Origin of the sequence: Flavisolibacter nicotianae (assembly GCF_003628535.1) — a bacterium.
Taxonomy (GTDB): domain Bacteria; phylum Bacteroidota; class Bacteroidia; order Chitinophagales; family Chitinophagaceae; genus Flavisolibacter; species Flavisolibacter nicotianae.
The window spans coordinates 98,141-115,162 of record NZ_RBCI01000013.1 but is presented as its reverse complement, the minus strand read 5'-3'; the positions used below and the strand labels follow the sequence as shown (position 1 = coordinate 115,162).

The 17,022-nt window shown below is 49.6% G+C and carries 15 protein-coding genes; 6 read left to right on the top strand and 9 right to left on the bottom strand.

All coding sequences use genetic code 11. The features are described 5' to 3' along the window. Positions 1-27: 27 nt before the first annotated feature. The 3 genes from D6024_RS22585 to D6024_RS22575 all read right to left on the bottom strand — a co-directional run bounded on the left by D6024_RS22585 (position 28) and on the right by D6024_RS22575 (position 3,692). Entirely contained in the window at positions 28-414 is a 387-nt protein-coding gene (locus D6024_RS22585; RefSeq protein ID WP_121357087.1) for a DUF423 domain-containing protein, read from the bottom strand. Positions 415-419: 5 nt separating this feature from the next. Next, positions 420-926: a shikimate kinase gene (locus D6024_RS22580; protein ID WP_121357086.1), complete on the bottom strand. Its 507-nt coding sequence runs from the start codon at positions 924-926 to the stop codon at positions 420-422. Between the two features lie 69 nt (positions 927-995). Further along, positions 996-3,692 (bottom strand): 4-alpha-glucanotransferase, encoded by a 2,697-nt coding sequence (locus D6024_RS22575; protein ID WP_121357085.1) that lies wholly within the window; start codon positions 3,690-3,692, stop codon positions 996-998. A 153-nt stretch (positions 3,693-3,845) separates the two neighbouring features. Between D6024_RS22575 and D6024_RS26895 the strand changes: the two genes are divergently transcribed. Beyond that, positions 3,846-4,001 carry a hypothetical protein gene (locus D6024_RS26895; protein WP_162944936.1) on the top strand — a complete coding sequence of 52 codons (156 nt, stop codon included), beginning with the start codon at positions 3,846-3,848 and terminating at the stop codon, positions 3,999-4,001. A 241-nt stretch (positions 4,002-4,242) separates the two neighbouring features. Here D6024_RS26895 and dnaK read toward each other — a convergent pair whose 3' ends face one another. From dnaK to D6024_RS22555, 4 genes are all read right to left on the bottom strand, one after another. Next, a complete protein-coding gene (gene dnaK, locus D6024_RS22570; RefSeq protein WP_121357084.1) occupies positions 4,243-6,156 on the bottom strand; it encodes a molecular chaperone DnaK in 1,914 nt (637 codons plus the stop codon). A 304-nt stretch (positions 6,157-6,460) separates the two neighbouring features. Next, positions 6,461-6,952: a DinB family protein gene (locus D6024_RS22565; protein ID WP_121357083.1), complete on the bottom strand. Its 492-nt coding sequence runs from the start codon at positions 6,950-6,952 to the stop codon at positions 6,461-6,463. A gap of 1 nt (position 6,953) precedes the next feature. Further along, positions 6,954-7,613 carry a LysE family translocator gene (locus D6024_RS22560; protein WP_262670743.1) on the bottom strand — a complete coding sequence of 220 codons (660 nt, stop codon included), beginning with the start codon at positions 7,611-7,613 and terminating at the stop codon, positions 6,954-6,956. A 144-nt stretch (positions 7,614-7,757) separates the two neighbouring features. Further along, positions 7,758-8,816: an ATP-grasp domain-containing protein gene (locus D6024_RS22555; RefSeq protein ID WP_121357106.1), complete on the bottom strand. Its 1,059-nt coding sequence runs from the start codon at positions 8,814-8,816 to the stop codon at positions 7,758-7,760. 142 nt (positions 8,817-8,958) lie between these two features. Between D6024_RS22555 and D6024_RS22550 the strand changes: the two genes are divergently transcribed. Further along, on the top strand, positions 8,959-9,747 hold the full coding sequence (locus D6024_RS22550) for a (Fe-S)-binding protein (protein ID WP_121357081.1): 789 nt from the start codon (positions 8,959-8,961) through the stop codon (positions 9,745-9,747). Positions 9,748-9,798: 51 nt separating this feature from the next. Here D6024_RS22550 and D6024_RS22545 read toward each other — a convergent pair whose 3' ends face one another. Further along, positions 9,799-11,367, bottom strand: coding sequence for a DUF6770 family protein (locus D6024_RS22545; protein WP_162944950.1), 1,569 nt, complete (start codon positions 11,365-11,367; stop codon positions 9,799-9,801). A 28-nt stretch (positions 11,368-11,395) separates the two neighbouring features. Next, entirely contained in the window at positions 11,396-12,871 is a 1,476-nt protein-coding gene (locus tag D6024_RS22540) for a M48 family metalloprotease (RefSeq protein WP_121357079.1), read from the bottom strand. Positions 12,872-13,038: 167 nt separating this feature from the next. Between D6024_RS22540 and D6024_RS22535 the strand changes: the two genes are divergently transcribed. The 4 genes from D6024_RS22535 (at position 13,039) to lptE (ending at position 17,005) form a co-directional block, all read left to right on the top strand. After that, positions 13,039-13,560 (top strand): hypothetical protein, encoded by a 522-nt coding sequence (locus D6024_RS22535; protein WP_121357105.1) that lies wholly within the window; start codon positions 13,039-13,041, stop codon positions 13,558-13,560. A gap of 199 nt (positions 13,561-13,759) precedes the next feature. After that, positions 13,760-15,178, top strand: a complete 1,419-nt coding sequence (gene miaB, locus D6024_RS22530) for a tRNA (N6-isopentenyl adenosine(37)-C2)-methylthiotransferase MiaB (RefSeq protein WP_121357104.1) — start codon at positions 13,760-13,762, stop codon at positions 15,176-15,178. A 9-nt stretch (positions 15,179-15,187) separates the two neighbouring features. Then, complete coding sequence (locus D6024_RS22525) at positions 15,188-16,429, top strand: sigma-54 interaction domain-containing protein (protein ID WP_121357078.1); 1,242 nt, start codon at positions 15,188-15,190, stop codon at positions 16,427-16,429. A 27-nt stretch (positions 16,430-16,456) separates the two neighbouring features. Beyond that, positions 16,457-17,005, top strand: a complete 549-nt coding sequence (gene lptE / locus D6024_RS22520; protein ID WP_121357077.1) for an LPS assembly lipoprotein LptE — start codon at positions 16,457-16,459, stop codon at positions 17,003-17,005. Positions 17,006-17,022: the final 17 nt, after the last annotated feature.

The window sequence follows — 17,022 nt, the reverse complement described above, 5'->3', positions numbered from 1 at the left end:
GGTGCGGCTTTTCCAAAAATTTTGTCGTTATTTTTTGAGAAGGCTCACCAGCAGACAAATCCAGCCCAGTATGAAAAAAAGTCCGCCGATGGGTGTCAAAATGCCAACAGCCGTCGGCACCGACTTGTTCATGGCGTAAAGGGAAACGATCAGGTAAAGCGAACCCGAAAAAAAGATGACCCCGGCGACAAACAACACGCCGGCGTAAGAAAGGTAATTATTGATGATTCGTTCCGATAAAATGCCAACCAGCATCAGCGCCAGCGCATGGTACATCTGGTACTGCACACCGGTTTGGTAAATGGCCACATTCTCCGGCGACACCACTTTTTTCAGTCCGTGTGCGCCAAACGCACCAAGCGCAACGGCCAGTCCGGCCAGTACTGCTCCAATGATCAGAAAAATTTTTTGCATAAGGCTCAGGCGTGAAAAGTTGTTTCAATCAATTTGCCTAAGGTAAGATCATCCTCGTTAAGAATGACGTTGGCCTGCTGGTAGAAAATTTTCCGGTCGGAATATTTGCGGATGATAAAGGACCGCAGGTCTGCATCGGAAATAGAGGCGACAAGGGGACGCTGGGCTTTTTCCTTCACCAGCCGGTTGTGAAGGGTGTCCACCGAACTGTTGATCCAGATAGTCGTTCCCCGGCTCTTCATGTAATCGATGTTATTGAAAAAGCAAGGCGTGCCGCCACCGGTTGCCATGACAAAGTTTTCGTGGCTTTCAGTCAGCATGTAGAGAACATCCTTTTCCAGCATGCGAAAATATTCCTCGCCCATTTCGGCAAAGATGGCAGTGATCGCTTTGCCTTCCTTTTCTTCAATTACGCTGTCCAGGTCAAAGAAAGGAACCTGCAACTTCCGGCTCATTTCCCTGCCCCAGTGCGTTTTTCCGCAACCCATGAAGCCGATTAAATAAATGCGCATGTCGTTATAAAATTTGCAATGGGCAATTGGCAAAGCGAACCAACTTAACAATTGCACATGGTCGATTGCCTATTGATTTCCCCTTCCGCTGTTGGTGATGTAATCCTTTAGTTCACGGTTGAAGGCCGTTTCGCCGATCAACTGTTCCAGGCCAATATGCATGCGGTAGTTCCAGTAGTACTGGGGGTTGGCCGGGAGGTTAATCCGCTCTTCGGCCGGGTTTTCACGCCGCAGCGTGTCGCTCATACCCAAAATATCCTGTAGCTGGAAGATGCTCCACATAGCTGGTGAATACAGGTGTTGCAACACGATAGCCCGGTTTACCCACGGCTCGCAGAAATAAGGAGCCGGCCCCCACTCTCCCAACACCCGGTTGAAAAAGCGCTGGGTCCTTTCCCTGTCTTCTTCCCACCAGCCACGGATGGTGCTCATGTCATGCGTAGACGGCGTAACTACCGACAGGTATGGCGCATTGCGGGGATGGAAAAATTCTATAGTGTGATCTTTGGGCATGCGCTGCACTTCCAAGCTCAGGATGCCCAGGCGCTGCATCACTTCGGGAACGCTGTGCGGCACCATACCAAGGTCTTCACCGCAAATAAGCATGTCGGTGGCTGCTTTCAGCGCCGGTAATTTTTTCAGGGCTTCCTGCTTCCAGAATTCGTCCTGGCGGCGGAAAAAATAATTGACGTAAAGGTCTTTGAGTTTATGCCTGGTCGCCTCATCCAGGTGCTGGAATGAGGACGTCGTATCCATCGCAATGCGGAAATGAAACTGTTGCCCGTTCGATCCCGCCTCTTCAAACAACAGCACGTTACTCACGAGGTCAAACAGCCCACGCTGCAGTTTTTCATTGTCATCGCTTTGGGGTTGCGTCGCAAAATAGTCCTGCACTTTGCGCTGCGTATTGAAGGCTTCCTGTAAATCATACCCCCCCTTTTCATTTGCGACCAGGAAGTTTTCTTTTACAAACTGCGCCAGGCCATCAAACGTTTGGTACAGGATGGCATCAATGATAAACGGTTTGCAGAAGCGATCGTAATCGAACCAAATTCCGCGTTCGCCGAATTCGTGAGCCGACACCGGCAACGCAGGAATAAACCGCCCCATGATGCCGTCGATGCTTTCTGTCGGGATACTCCAGATACGAAAGAATCCTAGAATATGATCAATGCGGAACGCATCAAAGTAGTTGCTCATCTGGTGAAAACGGAGCTTCCACCATTCAAAATGGTCTTCCTCCATTTTCTGCCAGTTGTAGGTCGGGAAGCCCCAGTTCTGGCCTTTTACCGCAAAATCGTCTGGCGGCGCTCCGGCCTGCATGTCCATGTTATACAGGGACGGGGCTGTCCAGGCGTCCGCACCATAACGGTAAATGCCAATCGGAATATCGCCCTTGATCGCAATACCTTTTTTGTGCGCATGGTCCACTGCTTCTTTCAACTGGAGGTGAAGGTGGTATTGCACAAAATAAAAGAAGGCGATCTGCTTGTAGCTTTTTGATTTAGCCCCTGTCAGTTTTGCAATCTCCGCTTCGTTGTAAACGGCACCGGTTTTCCATTTTGAAAAATCGGCGGTCTTGTATTTATCACGGTAAAAACAAAAGGCTGCATAGGGCACCAGCCAGGCACGGTTGTCTTCGAAAAACTCCAGGAAACTGTTTTCTTCCAGGAAAGCCATGTCGTCGGCCGCATAGAGTTCCTGCAGGGTGTCCAGCTTTATTTTGATGACCTGGTCGTAATCAATTTCAGCCAGTTCATTGAGTTGCTTTTGTTTGTTGGTAAGCGACTTTACTTTTTGTAAACCCTTCTTGCCCCCCACTTTCTGCAGGTTGATGTAAATGGGATGAAGCGCAAACGCCGAGATGGCCGCATAAGGATAGCTGTCTTTCCAGGTAAATGTGGCAGACGTATCGTTGATTGGCAAAAGCTGGATCAATTTCAGGCCGGTCTCCTTCGCCCAGTCGGCGAGCAATTTGATGTCGGTAAATTCACCGATGCCAAAACTACCGGCACTGCGCAGGCTAAAAACCGGGATCGCCACGCCGGCGCCTTTCCAGGTTGTGTTTGGCAGGTGCACAAAGGCATCATGAACGATCGTCTGTTTATTCGTAAGGTCGTTGCTGAATAACACACGGTTGTCTCCGCTCTCGAAGCGAAGAAATTCGCCGCTGTCCTTCTTCACCACACCATATTTATATGATACGGGAAGGGACGACTGCGTGAGGTTCAGGCCAATACTCCACCAGGAGCCTTTTTTCGTCAGCAGCAACGGTGCAGACGTATCCCAGGAACCAAAAGTAGCCGTGCTTCCCAGCATGCATACGGCTTCGTCGGGATGGAGAAGGGGCGCTTTTACCTTAAACGTATGCGTTACCTTGCCGTCTTTTTTTGCCTTCCCTTTGCCTTTGTCTTTAAAAAACACCTCATGAAAAGGGGCTGTATTGAATGCATTTTCGACAAAACTTTCATCGTTCCAGCTATCGATCAACAAGATGTCGCCGCTCGCAGAATGGAAATCCACTTTGCGGTCTTTTTCGCCTTCCACGACGTACTCCCCGGCTTCGGTGAGAAAAACATACCGGTAATGAAGTGCATTTATTTCTGAAGGATCTACCTCAATAGAACCATACCAGAACTCCTCGTTGAGGTATTGGAGCGGAAAAGCCTTTGCCGGATCATTCTCCCCCAATGCTGTCAGATTCCCGCTCACAAAAACTGCCTGTCCATACCGTGTCCGAAACCGTAGATAAAATTCAAATTTCATTGATCGCAATTGCAGAAGGTTAATGTAATGTGTCGCTGCCACACGTCGGCGAAAATAAGAAAAGCTTTCTAAGAATACCCTGAGCACAAGACAGGACAAAAAATATCCTTTTTGTTTCCGCCCCGTCGCCTATTTTTGCCAAAATTTTTCCAGATGGAAATGCAAAAAAGAAATAAAGGTTTATACTGGATATTGTTTTTAGTCGCTGTAGCGCTGACCATTTTTGCGATAGCCACGCATTGGCCCTGGCTGACACTTATCTTACCGTTTGTTTTTACATTTTTTGTTTTGGCAATGGATATTGTGTAACGTCATCTTTCTAATTTTCAATTTCATCGAATACAATAGTAAACGAAAGCCGGCTTGCAGCCGGCTATTTTTTGCCTGCCATCCGCAAAATTTTTGAAAATGGCAGGTGGAAGCAGACAAACCGCATCCGCTTTTCATTCACGATCAATTTAAATTGCCGGGTTGGGAGTCGCTGGCTTCTTTTCCAAAAGAAAAACCCACAACCGGGGTTGTGGGTTTGTTATCTGAAAATGTTTGGCGATTACTTCACTTCTTCAAATTCGGCGTCGGTTACATTTTCACCTGTACCACCTGCACCTTGCTGACCGGCACTTTCTGCGCCCTGGTCGCCGGGCTGTGCGCCACCGGCACCTTGTGTTGCTTTGTACAACTCTTCGCTGGCTGCCGTCCATGCGTTGTTCATTTCGGTTACCGCCGCGTCGATTTGTGCAATGTCCTGCGACTTGTGCGCTTCACGCAATTTGTTCAGGGCATTTTCGATCGGTGCTTTTTTATCAGCAGGGATTTTTTCACCGTATTCCTTCAATTGCTTTTCCGTCTGGAAGATCAGGCTATCGGCCTGGTTGATCTTTTCCACCTTTTCTTTTTCAGCCTTGTCTTTATCGGCGTTGGCCGCAGCCTCTGTTTTCATTTTTTCGATCTCTTCCTTGGTCAGGCCCGAACCGGCTTCGATCCGGATCTTTTGCTCTTTGCCTGTTCCCTTGTCCTTGGCTGTTACATGCAGGATACCGTTGGCATCTATATCGAAGATCACTTCGATCTGCGGTACGCCACGCGGCGCCGGCGGAATGCCGTCAAGGTTGAAGATACCCAGGCTCTTGTTGTCCTTGGCCATGCCGCGTTCGCCCTGCAGTACATGAATTTGTACACCGGGCTGGTTGTCGCTGGCTGTTGAGAACACTTCTGATTTTTTGGTTGGAATTGTCGTATTCGACGGGATCAGGGTTGTCATGACACCACCGAGGGTTTCGATACCCAGGCTCAGCGGCGTAACGTCGAGGAGCAACACATCTTTCACTTCACCGGTCAACACCGCACCCTGGATAGCAGCACCTACAGCAACCACTTCATCCGGGTTAACACCTTTGTGCGGTTTGCGTCCAAAGAACTTCTCTACGATCTCCTGTACCTTAGGGATACGGGTAGAACCACCGACGAGGATCACTTCATCGATCTGCGACGTACTCAGGCCGGCATCTTTCAGCGCTGCTTCGCAAGGCTTCAGGCAACGCTCAAACAGCGTATCGGCCAGTTGCTCAAACTTTGCACGTGTAAGTTTCTTCACCAGGTGTTTCGGTACGCCATCGATGGCCGTGATATAAGGCAGGTTGATCTCTGTTTCGCTCGACGAAGACAATTCGATCTTTGCTTTTTCAGCAGCTTCTTTCAAACGCTGCAGGGCCATTGGATCTTTGCGCAGGTCTACGTTCTCGTCTTTGCGGAACTCTTCTGCCAGCCAGTCCATGATCACCTTATCGAAGTCATCACCACCCAGGTGCGTATCACCGTTGGTTGACTTGACTTCGAAAACGCCATCTCCGAGTTCAAGGATCGAGATATCGAAGGTACCGCCACCAAGGTCAAATACGGCAACGTGGTGATCTTTGCCTCCTTTGTCCAGGCCATAAGCAAGGGCGGCGGCTGTCGGCTCGTTCACGATACGGCGCACATTCAAACCGGCGATTTCACCGGCTTCCTTGGTTGCCTGCCGTTGTGCATCGTTGAAATAGGCCGGAACGGTGATCACCGCTTCGGTTACTTCCTGGCCCAGGTAATCTTCTGCTGTTTTCTTCATTTTCTGCAGGATCATCGCAGAAATTTCCTGCGGCGTGTACAGCCTGCCATCAATGTCGATACGGACGGTATTATTGTCACCCTTCGCTACTTTGTAGCTCCAGTGGCTGATTTCTTCTGTGACTTCATCAAAGCGGCGTCCCATGAAACGCTTGACGCTCATGATGGTATTTTGCGGGTTGGTGATCGCCTGGCGCTTGGCAGGATCACCTACTTTGCGTTCGCCATTTTTCAAAAAAGCCACCACCGAAGGCGTGGTACGACGGCCCTCATCGTTGGCAATCACAACAGGTTCGTTACCTTCCATGACGGCCACGCAACTGTTGGTTGTACCCAGATCAATTCCAATTATTTTTCCCATTGCTTATTGAATTTAAAGTTCATTATTGGTTATCAATGATTATGCCTGATGGAAAAAGGGTGAAATTTTGGCAGTCGGCGGGAGAAAGACGTGGCGAGGGGTGACAGGTTGAGGTTGAGGTTAAGATTGAGGCGAAGGAGGGGGTAATAAAATACGAAACAGTTTATCAAGCAGGAACCGGCGATAATTCGCCGGTTCCTCTTACAGACACGTATTGCAAAAAAAGACACAATAACAGTCCAGGCCGTCATCAACCATCTTTTGCCTGTCGACTGTCTTTTGCCGTCAGCCATCCGTCTGCGATCTACATTTCATCGGCGCTCGGGCCGTACATTCCCGGAACCGGCACATCCAGCAGGCGCAGGTAAACGGAAAGCTGTCCGCGGTGATGAAGCAAATGATTCATCGCCAAGGTCCGAACCGCGGCAATGCGGGGCAGGGTGAAGAAAACATGGTCGCCACCGCGGAGTGTCCAGCTTCCCCGCAGGGTCTCATCCGATGCATTTTGCAGGGTTTGCAGTGCCTTTTGGTAATTGCTTTCAAATGTTGATGCCAGTTCCTGCTGGGACGCCGCATTTTCTTCCTTGTATCCTCCTTTTGCAAAGTCAAATTCGTCAGTTGTGAGTACCAGGGTCATCCAATTTGGAATATTGGCAATGTGCGATGCAAGTTTGCCTAGCGACATTGACTTGCCGTGTGGCTTCCAGTCGAATTTTCCGTCGGGTACCTTGCCCAGCATTTTTTTCGTGGATGCCGTTTCCTGCTGAAACTCCGGGATCAGTGATTGATTGAGCATATTATTGGGTTTGGTTAGTGAATTCGTCAATTCTGTCTTCAAATGTAGCGGTGATTTCTTCCGGATGCTCGAGTTTGTGAACGGTGTCTTTTCTCTTCCGCATCTTCCAGACCTGGATCAGTGCAGTAACCGTGAAAACCCCACCGACAAGGAAATAAAGAATGTCCTGGTTGTTACTGATCCGATCTGCAATCAGGCGACCGCCAAAGATAAAAACGGCCGTGCCGGCAAACATGCCGATAGCGACACCGGCCGTATAGATAAAAAAGTGGTTCCAGCGAGGCTCCAATACTTTTTTGGTAAACAGGACGGTACTCCAGCCAAACCAAAACGGGATCTGCATCGGGTTGACGCCGTTGATGACAATGCCCAAAAGAAACTTCGGAAGAGCGTTGCTCAACAACACGTTCTTGTGCACCGCCGGGTGAAGAGCGGCATAGAAGTTGGCAAGGGCCAACGCTACCACAATCGCCAGTGTCACCCATTCCAGTGCTTTGAAAAGCGTTTTCTGTTTTTGGATCCACTGCATTGCCAACAGGGTGACCATCACGTAAACAACATCAGGCACCACCATTCCCAGCGCAAAAATGATTGCCGGTTGCAACCCGTCGGATATCGCGATTTGCATTGCCGCCAGATTCTGCGTACCCAACGGCAGCATGCCGATAAAGGAAATTAAAATTCCGGCGAAAAATATGCGCAGAAGCTTTAGCATAAACGATTTTAAACAAGTGAAACGGAAAACACGAAAAGAAGGCCTTCAATTACCAAAACGCCTGTTTCACATCTCCCGCTAAACATCTTACTAAATCAATATTTCCCTGTCTGCCCGTTCCAGGAGCGCCGCATGTTTGCGGGCCTGCTGCAGGAAACGGTAGCCTTCCCTGTTGCCCCAATAGCGAACGCCCTTATGACGGTTGTTGTACCGGCCGATCTCGTACATCACCTTCCAGTGTTGGGCAAAAACAGAAAGCGCTTTGAACCAGGAAAAACCGGCATTGTATACATGATTGGGCTCCGCTCCCGTGCCATTGAACTCAAGAATCCGAAACTTCCCCTGTTTCAGTTCTTCAATGCTGTTGCACTTCAGGTCGTAGCGACCGTAGAAAAATGAACAGCGATGACTCAGTGGATCAAAGATCTCCAGGAGGCGGCGATCGATCAAACCGTGGAGATTGATAAACCGTGCGCCCCGGTTCAGATTGGCCGCATGGGTCAGAATGTATTTTTCGCCGTTGGGAATAATCGTCTCCAATTGCTTTTCGTGCTTAATGCGCATTTCCTCCAGGCGGTGTTTTGCCTTAGGGTGTTGGAGGATCAAGTCCCACAAGCTGCTTTTCCCATCGCCGTAAACATGCATCATTTCTTTCTGGATAAAGCCGCTGATGGTACCGCTTTGCCGGTTGGGATACCGGTAATAAAACACGCTGACTTCCAGTGGCGCTTCAATCAGTTCCTGGATGATGTAGTCGACAGGAACATGATCGTGGTAGAACTTTAGTTTCTCTTCGCTGTCTACCTTCCGGAACAACAAGCCTTTCAGGCCACTTTCGGGCTTCACACACAAAGGGTAGGTAAACCCGTTTTGCGCAATCACCTTCCTCACTTCGTCAAAGGTTTGCTTCGGCTGGAGGTAAGCTGTTTTGGGGTAGGAATTTTCCGGCAACAAGTCGTACATCTCTTTCTTGCCTTCGCCTTCGAAACCCGCAAACGTCAGCGTTGGATCAGTGGGTGTAAAAAACCAAAAGCACCTTGCCTTCACCGCATACCACAACCACAACGGACCCAATGGCGCATATATCAGGTTGAAAGGCCAGAGTTCCCAGTTCGTCAGTTTTTCCCAAACACGTTTCCAGTTACGCATGAGCGGGCAAAGTAAACGGCAAAAGGCAGAATGAAAAAGTGAAAAAACAAAATCCTTCCACTTCCGCAAACCTGTTTTGAATGACCACTTTTGCCGATTGCCATTCCGCCCCGTATTTTTGGCGCTTACTAAATGATCGTTTATGCACGTTCCTTCGATGGCCGAAATGATAGCAGCCGGTGAAACGCCTGAAATCCTTTTCTGGGTTGGCTGCGCCGGGAGCTTTGACCAGCGGGCACAGAAAGTAACAAAAGCTTTCGCCACCATCCTGCAGCATGCCGGAATCAAATTTGCCATCCTGGGCAAGGAAGAAATGTGCACCGGCGACCCTGCCCGCCGTGCCGGCAACGAGTTTCTTTTCCAGATGATGGCCTACCAAAATATCCAGACCCTGAATATGTACGAGGTCAAAAAGATTGTGACCATTTGCCCGCACTGCTTCAACATTTTTAAAAACGAATATCCCGAACTGGGCGGCAATTTCGAAGTGATGCACCACACCACGTTTCTGCAGCAGTTGATTGATGAAGGAAGAATCAAACTGACTGACGCGACCTCGTTCAAAGGCAAAAAAATCACCTACCACGATAGCTGTTATCTCGGCCGCGGCAACGGCATTTACGAAGCGCCCCGAAAAGTACTGGAAGCCCTCGATGCGGAGCTGGTTGAAATGAAGCGCTGTCGCAAATTCGGCATGTGTTGCGGTGCCGGCGGTGCGCAGATGTTCAAGGAAGAGGAAAAAGGAACAACGCGAATCAACCTCGATCGCAGTGCCGAGGCCATTGAAACCGGCGCCAGCATTGTGGCGGCCGCCTGCCCTTTTTGCAATACCATGTTGACCGACGGCGTAAAGGCTGCCGAAAAAGAAGACAGCGTCAAGGTGCTGGATGTGGCGGAAATACTGGCACAAAGCCTTTCGCAGGAAAAATAGCTGCATAAAAAAAGCTCCTTCGTAAAGGAGCTTTTTTTATGCGTATCTGTATCATATCTGCTCGATCGAAACGCGGGTGTATTTTTCTTTTTTGTTGTATTCCACCACCATGATGTGACCGTCTTTTGCCGGCATGACACCCGTGTTGATGTTACCGTCCTTGTGCGGGATGGTGCGAACGGTTTTTTGCTTGTTCATGTTGTAAATCACGATGTCCTTGATATCGTCCACCACCACGAAATCGGTCTTTGTTTCGGAGTTGGTCACACGATGAAAACTTTTGTTGATCCCGTAGCCCCTGATTGGTCCGCGGCCGAAAAGGCCTCCCGTATTGTTGCAGGCAATAGGATCCAAAATTTTTAACTCACCATTGCCCGACTGCTTCAGCAGCGATGCGTCGGTAACCTGGTACTTGTTAAACCCTGTCATCATCCAGATCATCGGGCTCACAACAATCAACGGCGACAAAACGACTCCGGTGGCGATGCTGCCCCAGCGTAATTTGCGTTTTACCGACGACCCAACAAAAACGGTATTTCCATCGTAATCTTTATAGGACTGGTCAAAAAAAGGATACACCTGCTTTTCTTCAAACCGGCCTTTTTCCGAAATGCCCGGTTTGGAGCCATCATTCCAGTACGAAAATGTTTCTTTAAAATCCTTGCGGCTACGGCCATTCAAATCGATGGTAAACACACCGAAGTAAGGCGACTTCGTTACGCCTTTCATCGTTTGCACGCCTTCACTCCTGTCCGGATTGATGATCATTCCCGATACGTAAGGCCGGCCCGAGACAGGATTGCTGCCCCAGCCAATTACCCGGAGACTGTTTCCTTTTTTGTCTTTCAGGTCCAGTTTGTCATAATCCGTGGCATCGGCAAAACTGTAGCCCCTGGCTTCCCAGCCGCCTTCACTACTCGACGACTTCTGCGAAAGCACATACACATCTTCGTTTGTAGCCAGCAGGTAGTCCTGCGGATTTTTGGTGGCGAGCTTCTTGTCCCATAGTTGGGTGCCTTTCAGGTCAAATGCCGCGATGTGGCCATTGTCACTGTCCTGGAAATATGCGGCAAACCCTTTTTGGCTTACGTTGGAGAGTTGGACGGATTTCGACAGCCTGACCGAAGCCGTATTTTTTTTACCGGTAACATAGGTTGGCAGCAGCTCCGCGTCGACCTTGCTTTTCAGCGAGGCGGTTTTCAGGATCTTGCCATCTAACGTTACAAACTGGAAAAACACACTGCCGGCGCCTTTGGCTTTGGCGGCTTCAAAATCCTTTTTCGTGGGGAAACTTTTGCCGTTGAAGCTTTTAAAATATCCCAGGCAAATCACATCCTGGTCGAAGGCTACCGAATGCAGGTCGAGGTTTTGTTCGCGAAATTCCAGCTTACCGATGTCATTCAGATTTTCATCCATGATGGTAAGGCGGTAGTTGAAACTGTCCTCGCTGGCTTTTTCGAGTTGGGTCAGGGCGAGGTAGCCGACGAGCGACTGGTCCTGCCGGATCAACTGTACCTGTGAGCGGATCTCGTCCCCCACTTCTTTGAATACTTTCGACTGGGCACCGGCAAAAAAGTACATTACGCTCAACCCAAGTAAAGAGAGAATCGTTTTTTTCATAAGCGGTTTTAAAATGTTAGTCCTGGTTTTACTGTTTAAAATGATTGGCAAATTCGCAATACATGCTGTTGCTATAGGTTTCGAGGAACGCTTTTGCGGCAGAGGCATTGGCCTTGTCTTCATTGCTCTCCCCGGTGTTTAAAGCAGCCATCAGCGACTTTAGCCCAACCGCATCGGCAGGCAGGCTTTGCCAGAAGGCAAGCGAACGTGAAACGGAGCAAAACTGCTGCAGGTTTTCCCGTGGGATCTGCTCCAGCGCCGTTTGCAGGGCATAATAGTCTTTGGAAATATATTCTTTCGGAACGATGGCGATAGAGCGGAAGCGATTGAGTTGTTTATCGGAGTAATACAATCCCTGCACAATGTTGTGCACCATAAAGTCGTACCAGGGATCGTTGTTGCCCTTGTCCTTTTCCAAAAAAATGCGGTAGAGGCAGGCTGTCAGTTTGAGGTCGTCAAACAGGTTCCAGATAAGAATGCGGTTGGCTTTTTCTTTGACGGAAAATGGGATGGCCGTCAAGTTCAGGCCTGCGTCGGTTGCTTTCAAAGTCGCAGCATACCGTGCGTCGCAGTCAGGATGGGTCTTCAGCGAATCTTCCAGCTTGTTGTTATCCTGGAAATTGTAATTGCGGGTGGAAAGTCCTTTCGACCGCTTTTGCGTCCATGCATCTTCCAGTTGCATGTTGTAGGGAGAAAAATACGCTTTTACCGGGTGCGCCAGCGGCTGACGGTATTGCATGTCGGCGCTGTCCAGGCGAAGAAAGAAACGGGCGTCGAAGCCAATATGGCTATTCTTTAATAGCACAACGGCAAGAGAGTCGGCGTCGCTTTCGTGGTAACGGTGATGGCGACTCCGGTCGATAGAATATCCTTCGAAGATTTTTTTCAGTTTGGAAAACCGCTGGTATTCATTTTTGAGAACATCATCCAGCGACTTTTTGTATTCGGCCGAAGTGAAATATTCCGCCTGTTCCCGCATGGATTGATCGGGATGCTGCAGAATGTTGTGCGAAAGTTCGTGGGCAATGACAAGGGCAATTTCCTCGCGGCTTTCAGCAAAGCTGATCAGGCCCGCATTAACGGCAATGATATTTCCGCCAATCGCATACGCATTAACTGCGGCACTCCGGTCGATCAACAGCAAGGGCTTTTGTGGCAGCATACCCTGGTTACCGGAAACAAGATTGGCCAGGATGCCGTCGACATAACGGTAAACTTCATCCTCCTTTACGTAATTGTTATTGTCGATGGCCGTGGCAATATAGGCAGCGCGGCCATCCCAGATTTCCCGGTATTTTTTCTGGGTTTCTTTTTCGGTATAAAGCGTAGGGCAAATCCAAAATTTCTTCAGGGAGTCCTTTTGCCTGGCATAAGCCGTTTTAGAGAGGTCCTGGTAGGTATACAACTGGGCTTTTTGAGCCAGGGCCGGAACAGCGGCCAAACAACAGAACAGGGAAAACAGGCGAAGCGCCTTTGGCAAACGAAGAAAAGCAGTCGGTGGCATAAATATTCAAAAGATTACGGATCGGGCCACAAAATAAGGCAATTGTTTTGCCCGTGCAAGCAACCCTCCGCTACATTTGGATCAGGCTGCAGCATCCTTCCGCCGACAAATCCCGGGTCGGAAAGGAAGCCCGCCCAAAGAACGAAAGGTGTTTGTATTTTTGCACCATGAACCTCGAGTACAAGCACCTTCTTCCCGATAACTTTTCCGATAACAGCCGCGTATGGATTTACCAGAGCAGCCGGCTTTTTTCGCTCTCAGAAGCATTGGAAATCGAGGCGCTGTTAAACAAGTTTACGGCCGAATGGCGTTCCCACGGCGCCGATGTGGAAGCCTATGGCAATTTGTTCTTCGGGCAGTTTGTGTTGCTGATGGCGGATGAAACAAAGGCCGGCGTAAGTGGCTGCAGCACGGATTCCTCGGTTCGTTTCATCAAGAGCCTGGGCGAACAGTTCAAGGTGGACTTTTTCAACCGCACCCACCTTGCGTTTTATATCAAAAATAAAATTCAGTTGCTGCCCCTAAGCCAGCTCTCCTACGCCCTGCAAAATCATTTCATCGACGGGAATACGCTTTACTTCAACAATCTTGTGCAAACCAGGAATGAACTGGAAAATGCCTGGATTGTTCCGATCAAAGATTCCTGGCTTGCCCGCAAAGTAACCCTGCCGGCTGGCTCCAGCCATTAAACCAGTTTTTAATCCAATTGATCCTTCAGGCACCCGTGTGACCGGGCCAGTCTCATTGCAGCCAGGCCCGCCGCAACTGTTTTTTACCTGGCGATTTACCCGTTTCTATCTGCAAACGGATTGGTAAAAAGAGCACACCCGTTGCTGTCATCCTGTCACAAAAAAGCATATTCTTTATCTTTGACCCCACTTATCTATGATGCAGGAACTTCTTATTGATAAACAACACGACGAAAAACGGCAAGGCGAGGCATATGCGCCCTTTCAAAGCGACGCAAACACCTACAAACGCCATTTTTATATTGAGAGCTACGGTTGCCAGATGAATTTCAGCGACAGTGAAATTGTCGCTTCCATTCTTTACGACCAGGGCTACGGCGCCACCCGGAATTTCGAGGAAGCCGATCTGATTTTGCTCAACACCTGCTCCATCCGGGAAAAAGCGGAGCAGACGGTACGGAAGCGACTCTCCGAATTCAAAAAACTGAAAAAAGCAAAACCGGCGATGCTGGTTGGCGTATTGGGTTGCATGGCCGAGCGGCTGAAAGCAAAATTCCTGGAGGAAGAAAAGCTGGTGGATATCGTGGTGGGACCCGATGCGTATCGCACTCTTCCCGACCTGATCGCCGAAGCCGGTGGTGGCCAGAAAGCCGTGAATGTTCTTTTGAGCCGGGAAGAAACCTACGCCGATATTGCGCCGGTGCGCCTCAACAGCAATGGCATTACAGCTTTTGTCAGCATCATGCGCGGCTGCAACAACATGTGCTCATTTTGCGTGGTGCCGTTTACACGGGGCCGCGAACGGAGCCGGGATGCAGCCAGCATTCTCCACGAATGCCAGGAACTTTTTGACGCCGGCTACAAAGAAGTAACCCTGTTGGGACAAAACGTCGACAGCTATTATTATATTTCGGACAGCGAGCCGAAGCCTGTCACATTTGCCAATCTCCTGGAGATGGTTGCCCTTATCTCTCCGGACTTGCGTGTGCGTTTTTCCACATCCCATCCTAAAGACATTACCGACGATGTGCTGCATACGATGGCGAAGCATGAAAACATTTGCAAATACATTCACCTGCCGCTGCAAAGCGGTTCTACCCGTGTTCTTCAACTGATGAACCGCAACTACACCCGCGAATGGTACATGGCAAAAGTTGACCGCATCCGGGAGATCATGCCCGACTGCGGTATTTCGTCCGACATCATTGCCGGTTTTTGCACCGAAACAGAAGACGAACACAAAGACACTGTCAGCCTGATGGAATATGCCGGCTACGACATGAGCTATATGTTTTTTTACAGCGAAAGGCCCGGCACGCTGGCCCAGCGCCGTTACCAGGACGATATTCCGGAAGACGTTAAAAAACGCAGGCTGCAGGAGATCGTGGAAACACAGAACCGGCTTTCGCTGCAAAGCAACAAGAAAGACATTGGAAAAACAGTCCGGGTGCTGATCGAAGCAAATTCACGCCGGAGCGAGGAAGCCTGGATGGGACGAAACTCGCAGAACAAAGTCGTCATTTTTCCGAAGGAATCATTTGACCTGAAACCAGGCGATTACGTCAACGTCAGAATTGCGGATTGCTCGCAGGCAACCCTATTTGGCAGCATAGTTTAAAAAAAACGAATGGATTTACAAAGCATCAAAAACCGGTTTGGAATCATTGGCAATTCTCCCGCCCTCAACTATGCATTGGAAGTGGCCGTGCAGGTCGCCAATACGGATCTCACTGTTTTGATCGCAGGTGAAAGCGGTGTGGGGAAAGAAGCCTTTTCGCATATCATTCACTCTCTTTCGGCCCGGAAGCATAACCCGTTCATTGCTGTGAACTGCGGTGCCATTCCTGAAGGCACCATCGACTCCGAATTATTCGGACACGAAAAAGGATCGTTTACCGGCGCTGTCGATAGCCGGAAAGGGTATTTCGAAACCGTAAACGGCGGCACCATCTTTCTCGACGAAATTGGCGAAATGCCGCTGGGCACGCAGGCCCGCCTGCTGCGGGTATTGGAGTCTGGCGAATTTATCCGGGTGGGGTCTTCCAAGGTTCAAAAAACCGATGTACGGGTCATCGCCGCAACCAACAAGGACCTGCTGCAACTGGTGCAAAACGGCAGGTTCCGCGAAGACCTTTACTACCGGCTGAATACCGTTCCCATCCGGGTGCCGGCCTTGCGAGACCGGAAAGAGGACATCGTGGTACTGTTCCGCAAGTTCGTTGTTGATTTTGCCGAACGCTATAAAACAACACCTGTCCAACTCGATGAAGAAGCCCGGAACATATTGACCAATCACCCCTTTCCCGGTAACGTTCGCGAACTGAAAAACCTGGCGGAACAAATCTCTGTCCTGGCCCGTGACAAACAGGTTTCAGCGAGAGAACTGAACCGCTTCCTGCCGGAACATACGCCGGTTAACCGCCTTCCGGTTTTAGCACACACCAACGGGCAGGAAACCCATGAGTTCAGCAACGAGCGGGAGATCCTGTACAAGCTCTTTTTTGACATGAAGCGGGACGTGACGGAATTGAAAAAGCTTTTCGTAGAAATGGTGCAAAATCCGGCCGTTGCCAATCAAAACCATTCCGTTCTTGCCGAAGTAAGAGACCTCCAGCAAGTCGGCGTCAGCACACCGCTGATTATGGGCAACGCAGCGCAGGCTTCACAACCTGTGCTCATGCACAACACCGGTGAAATTCATGCCCACGAAGAGGTGGACGAAAGCCTCAACATCATGGACAAGGAAAAAGAACTGATCATCAAGGCGCTGAAAAAGCACAAGAACAAACGCAAGGATGCCGCCATGGACTTGGGCATCAGCGAACGAACCCTTTATCGCAAACTAAAAGAGTACGACATCGACCAGTAAACTTTAAAAGTCAAAAGCCAGAATTTTATGCTTCCACCTTTCATCAGGAAAAACAAACTGCTCCTTTTGGCAGCTCCTCTTTTTTACGTTTTACTTTTGACTTTCCCTTTCTCGTCCTGCGGCATTTACGGCTTTTCCGAAAAAGGACAGATCACCGACAGTGCCCGCACCGTAAAAGTGACCACGTTCGAAAACAAGGCACCCTATGTGAACCCGCAGGTAAGCCCGGCCATGTCGGACCGGCTCCGCCAAAAAATCGTCAGCCAAACAAAGCTGACCAATACCAATAACGAAAACGCCGACTACAATATCACCGGTTACATTGCCGATTATTCCGTTGCCACAACAGGCGTGACCAGTTCGAACGGACAGCAACAATCTTCCCTCAACCGTCTAACCGTACGAGTGCATGTTTCGCTGAGCAAATTCGGCAACCAGCCGGAAGAATTTGATGTCAGCCGGAGTTTTGATTTCGCCGCCTCGCAGTCGTTGCAGGCAGCAGAGTCGAGCCTGCTGGATGAGATGGTTCGCAACCTGACGGACGAAATTTTCAATCATATTTTTTCCAATTGGTGATGTAACTTGCCCTCTCT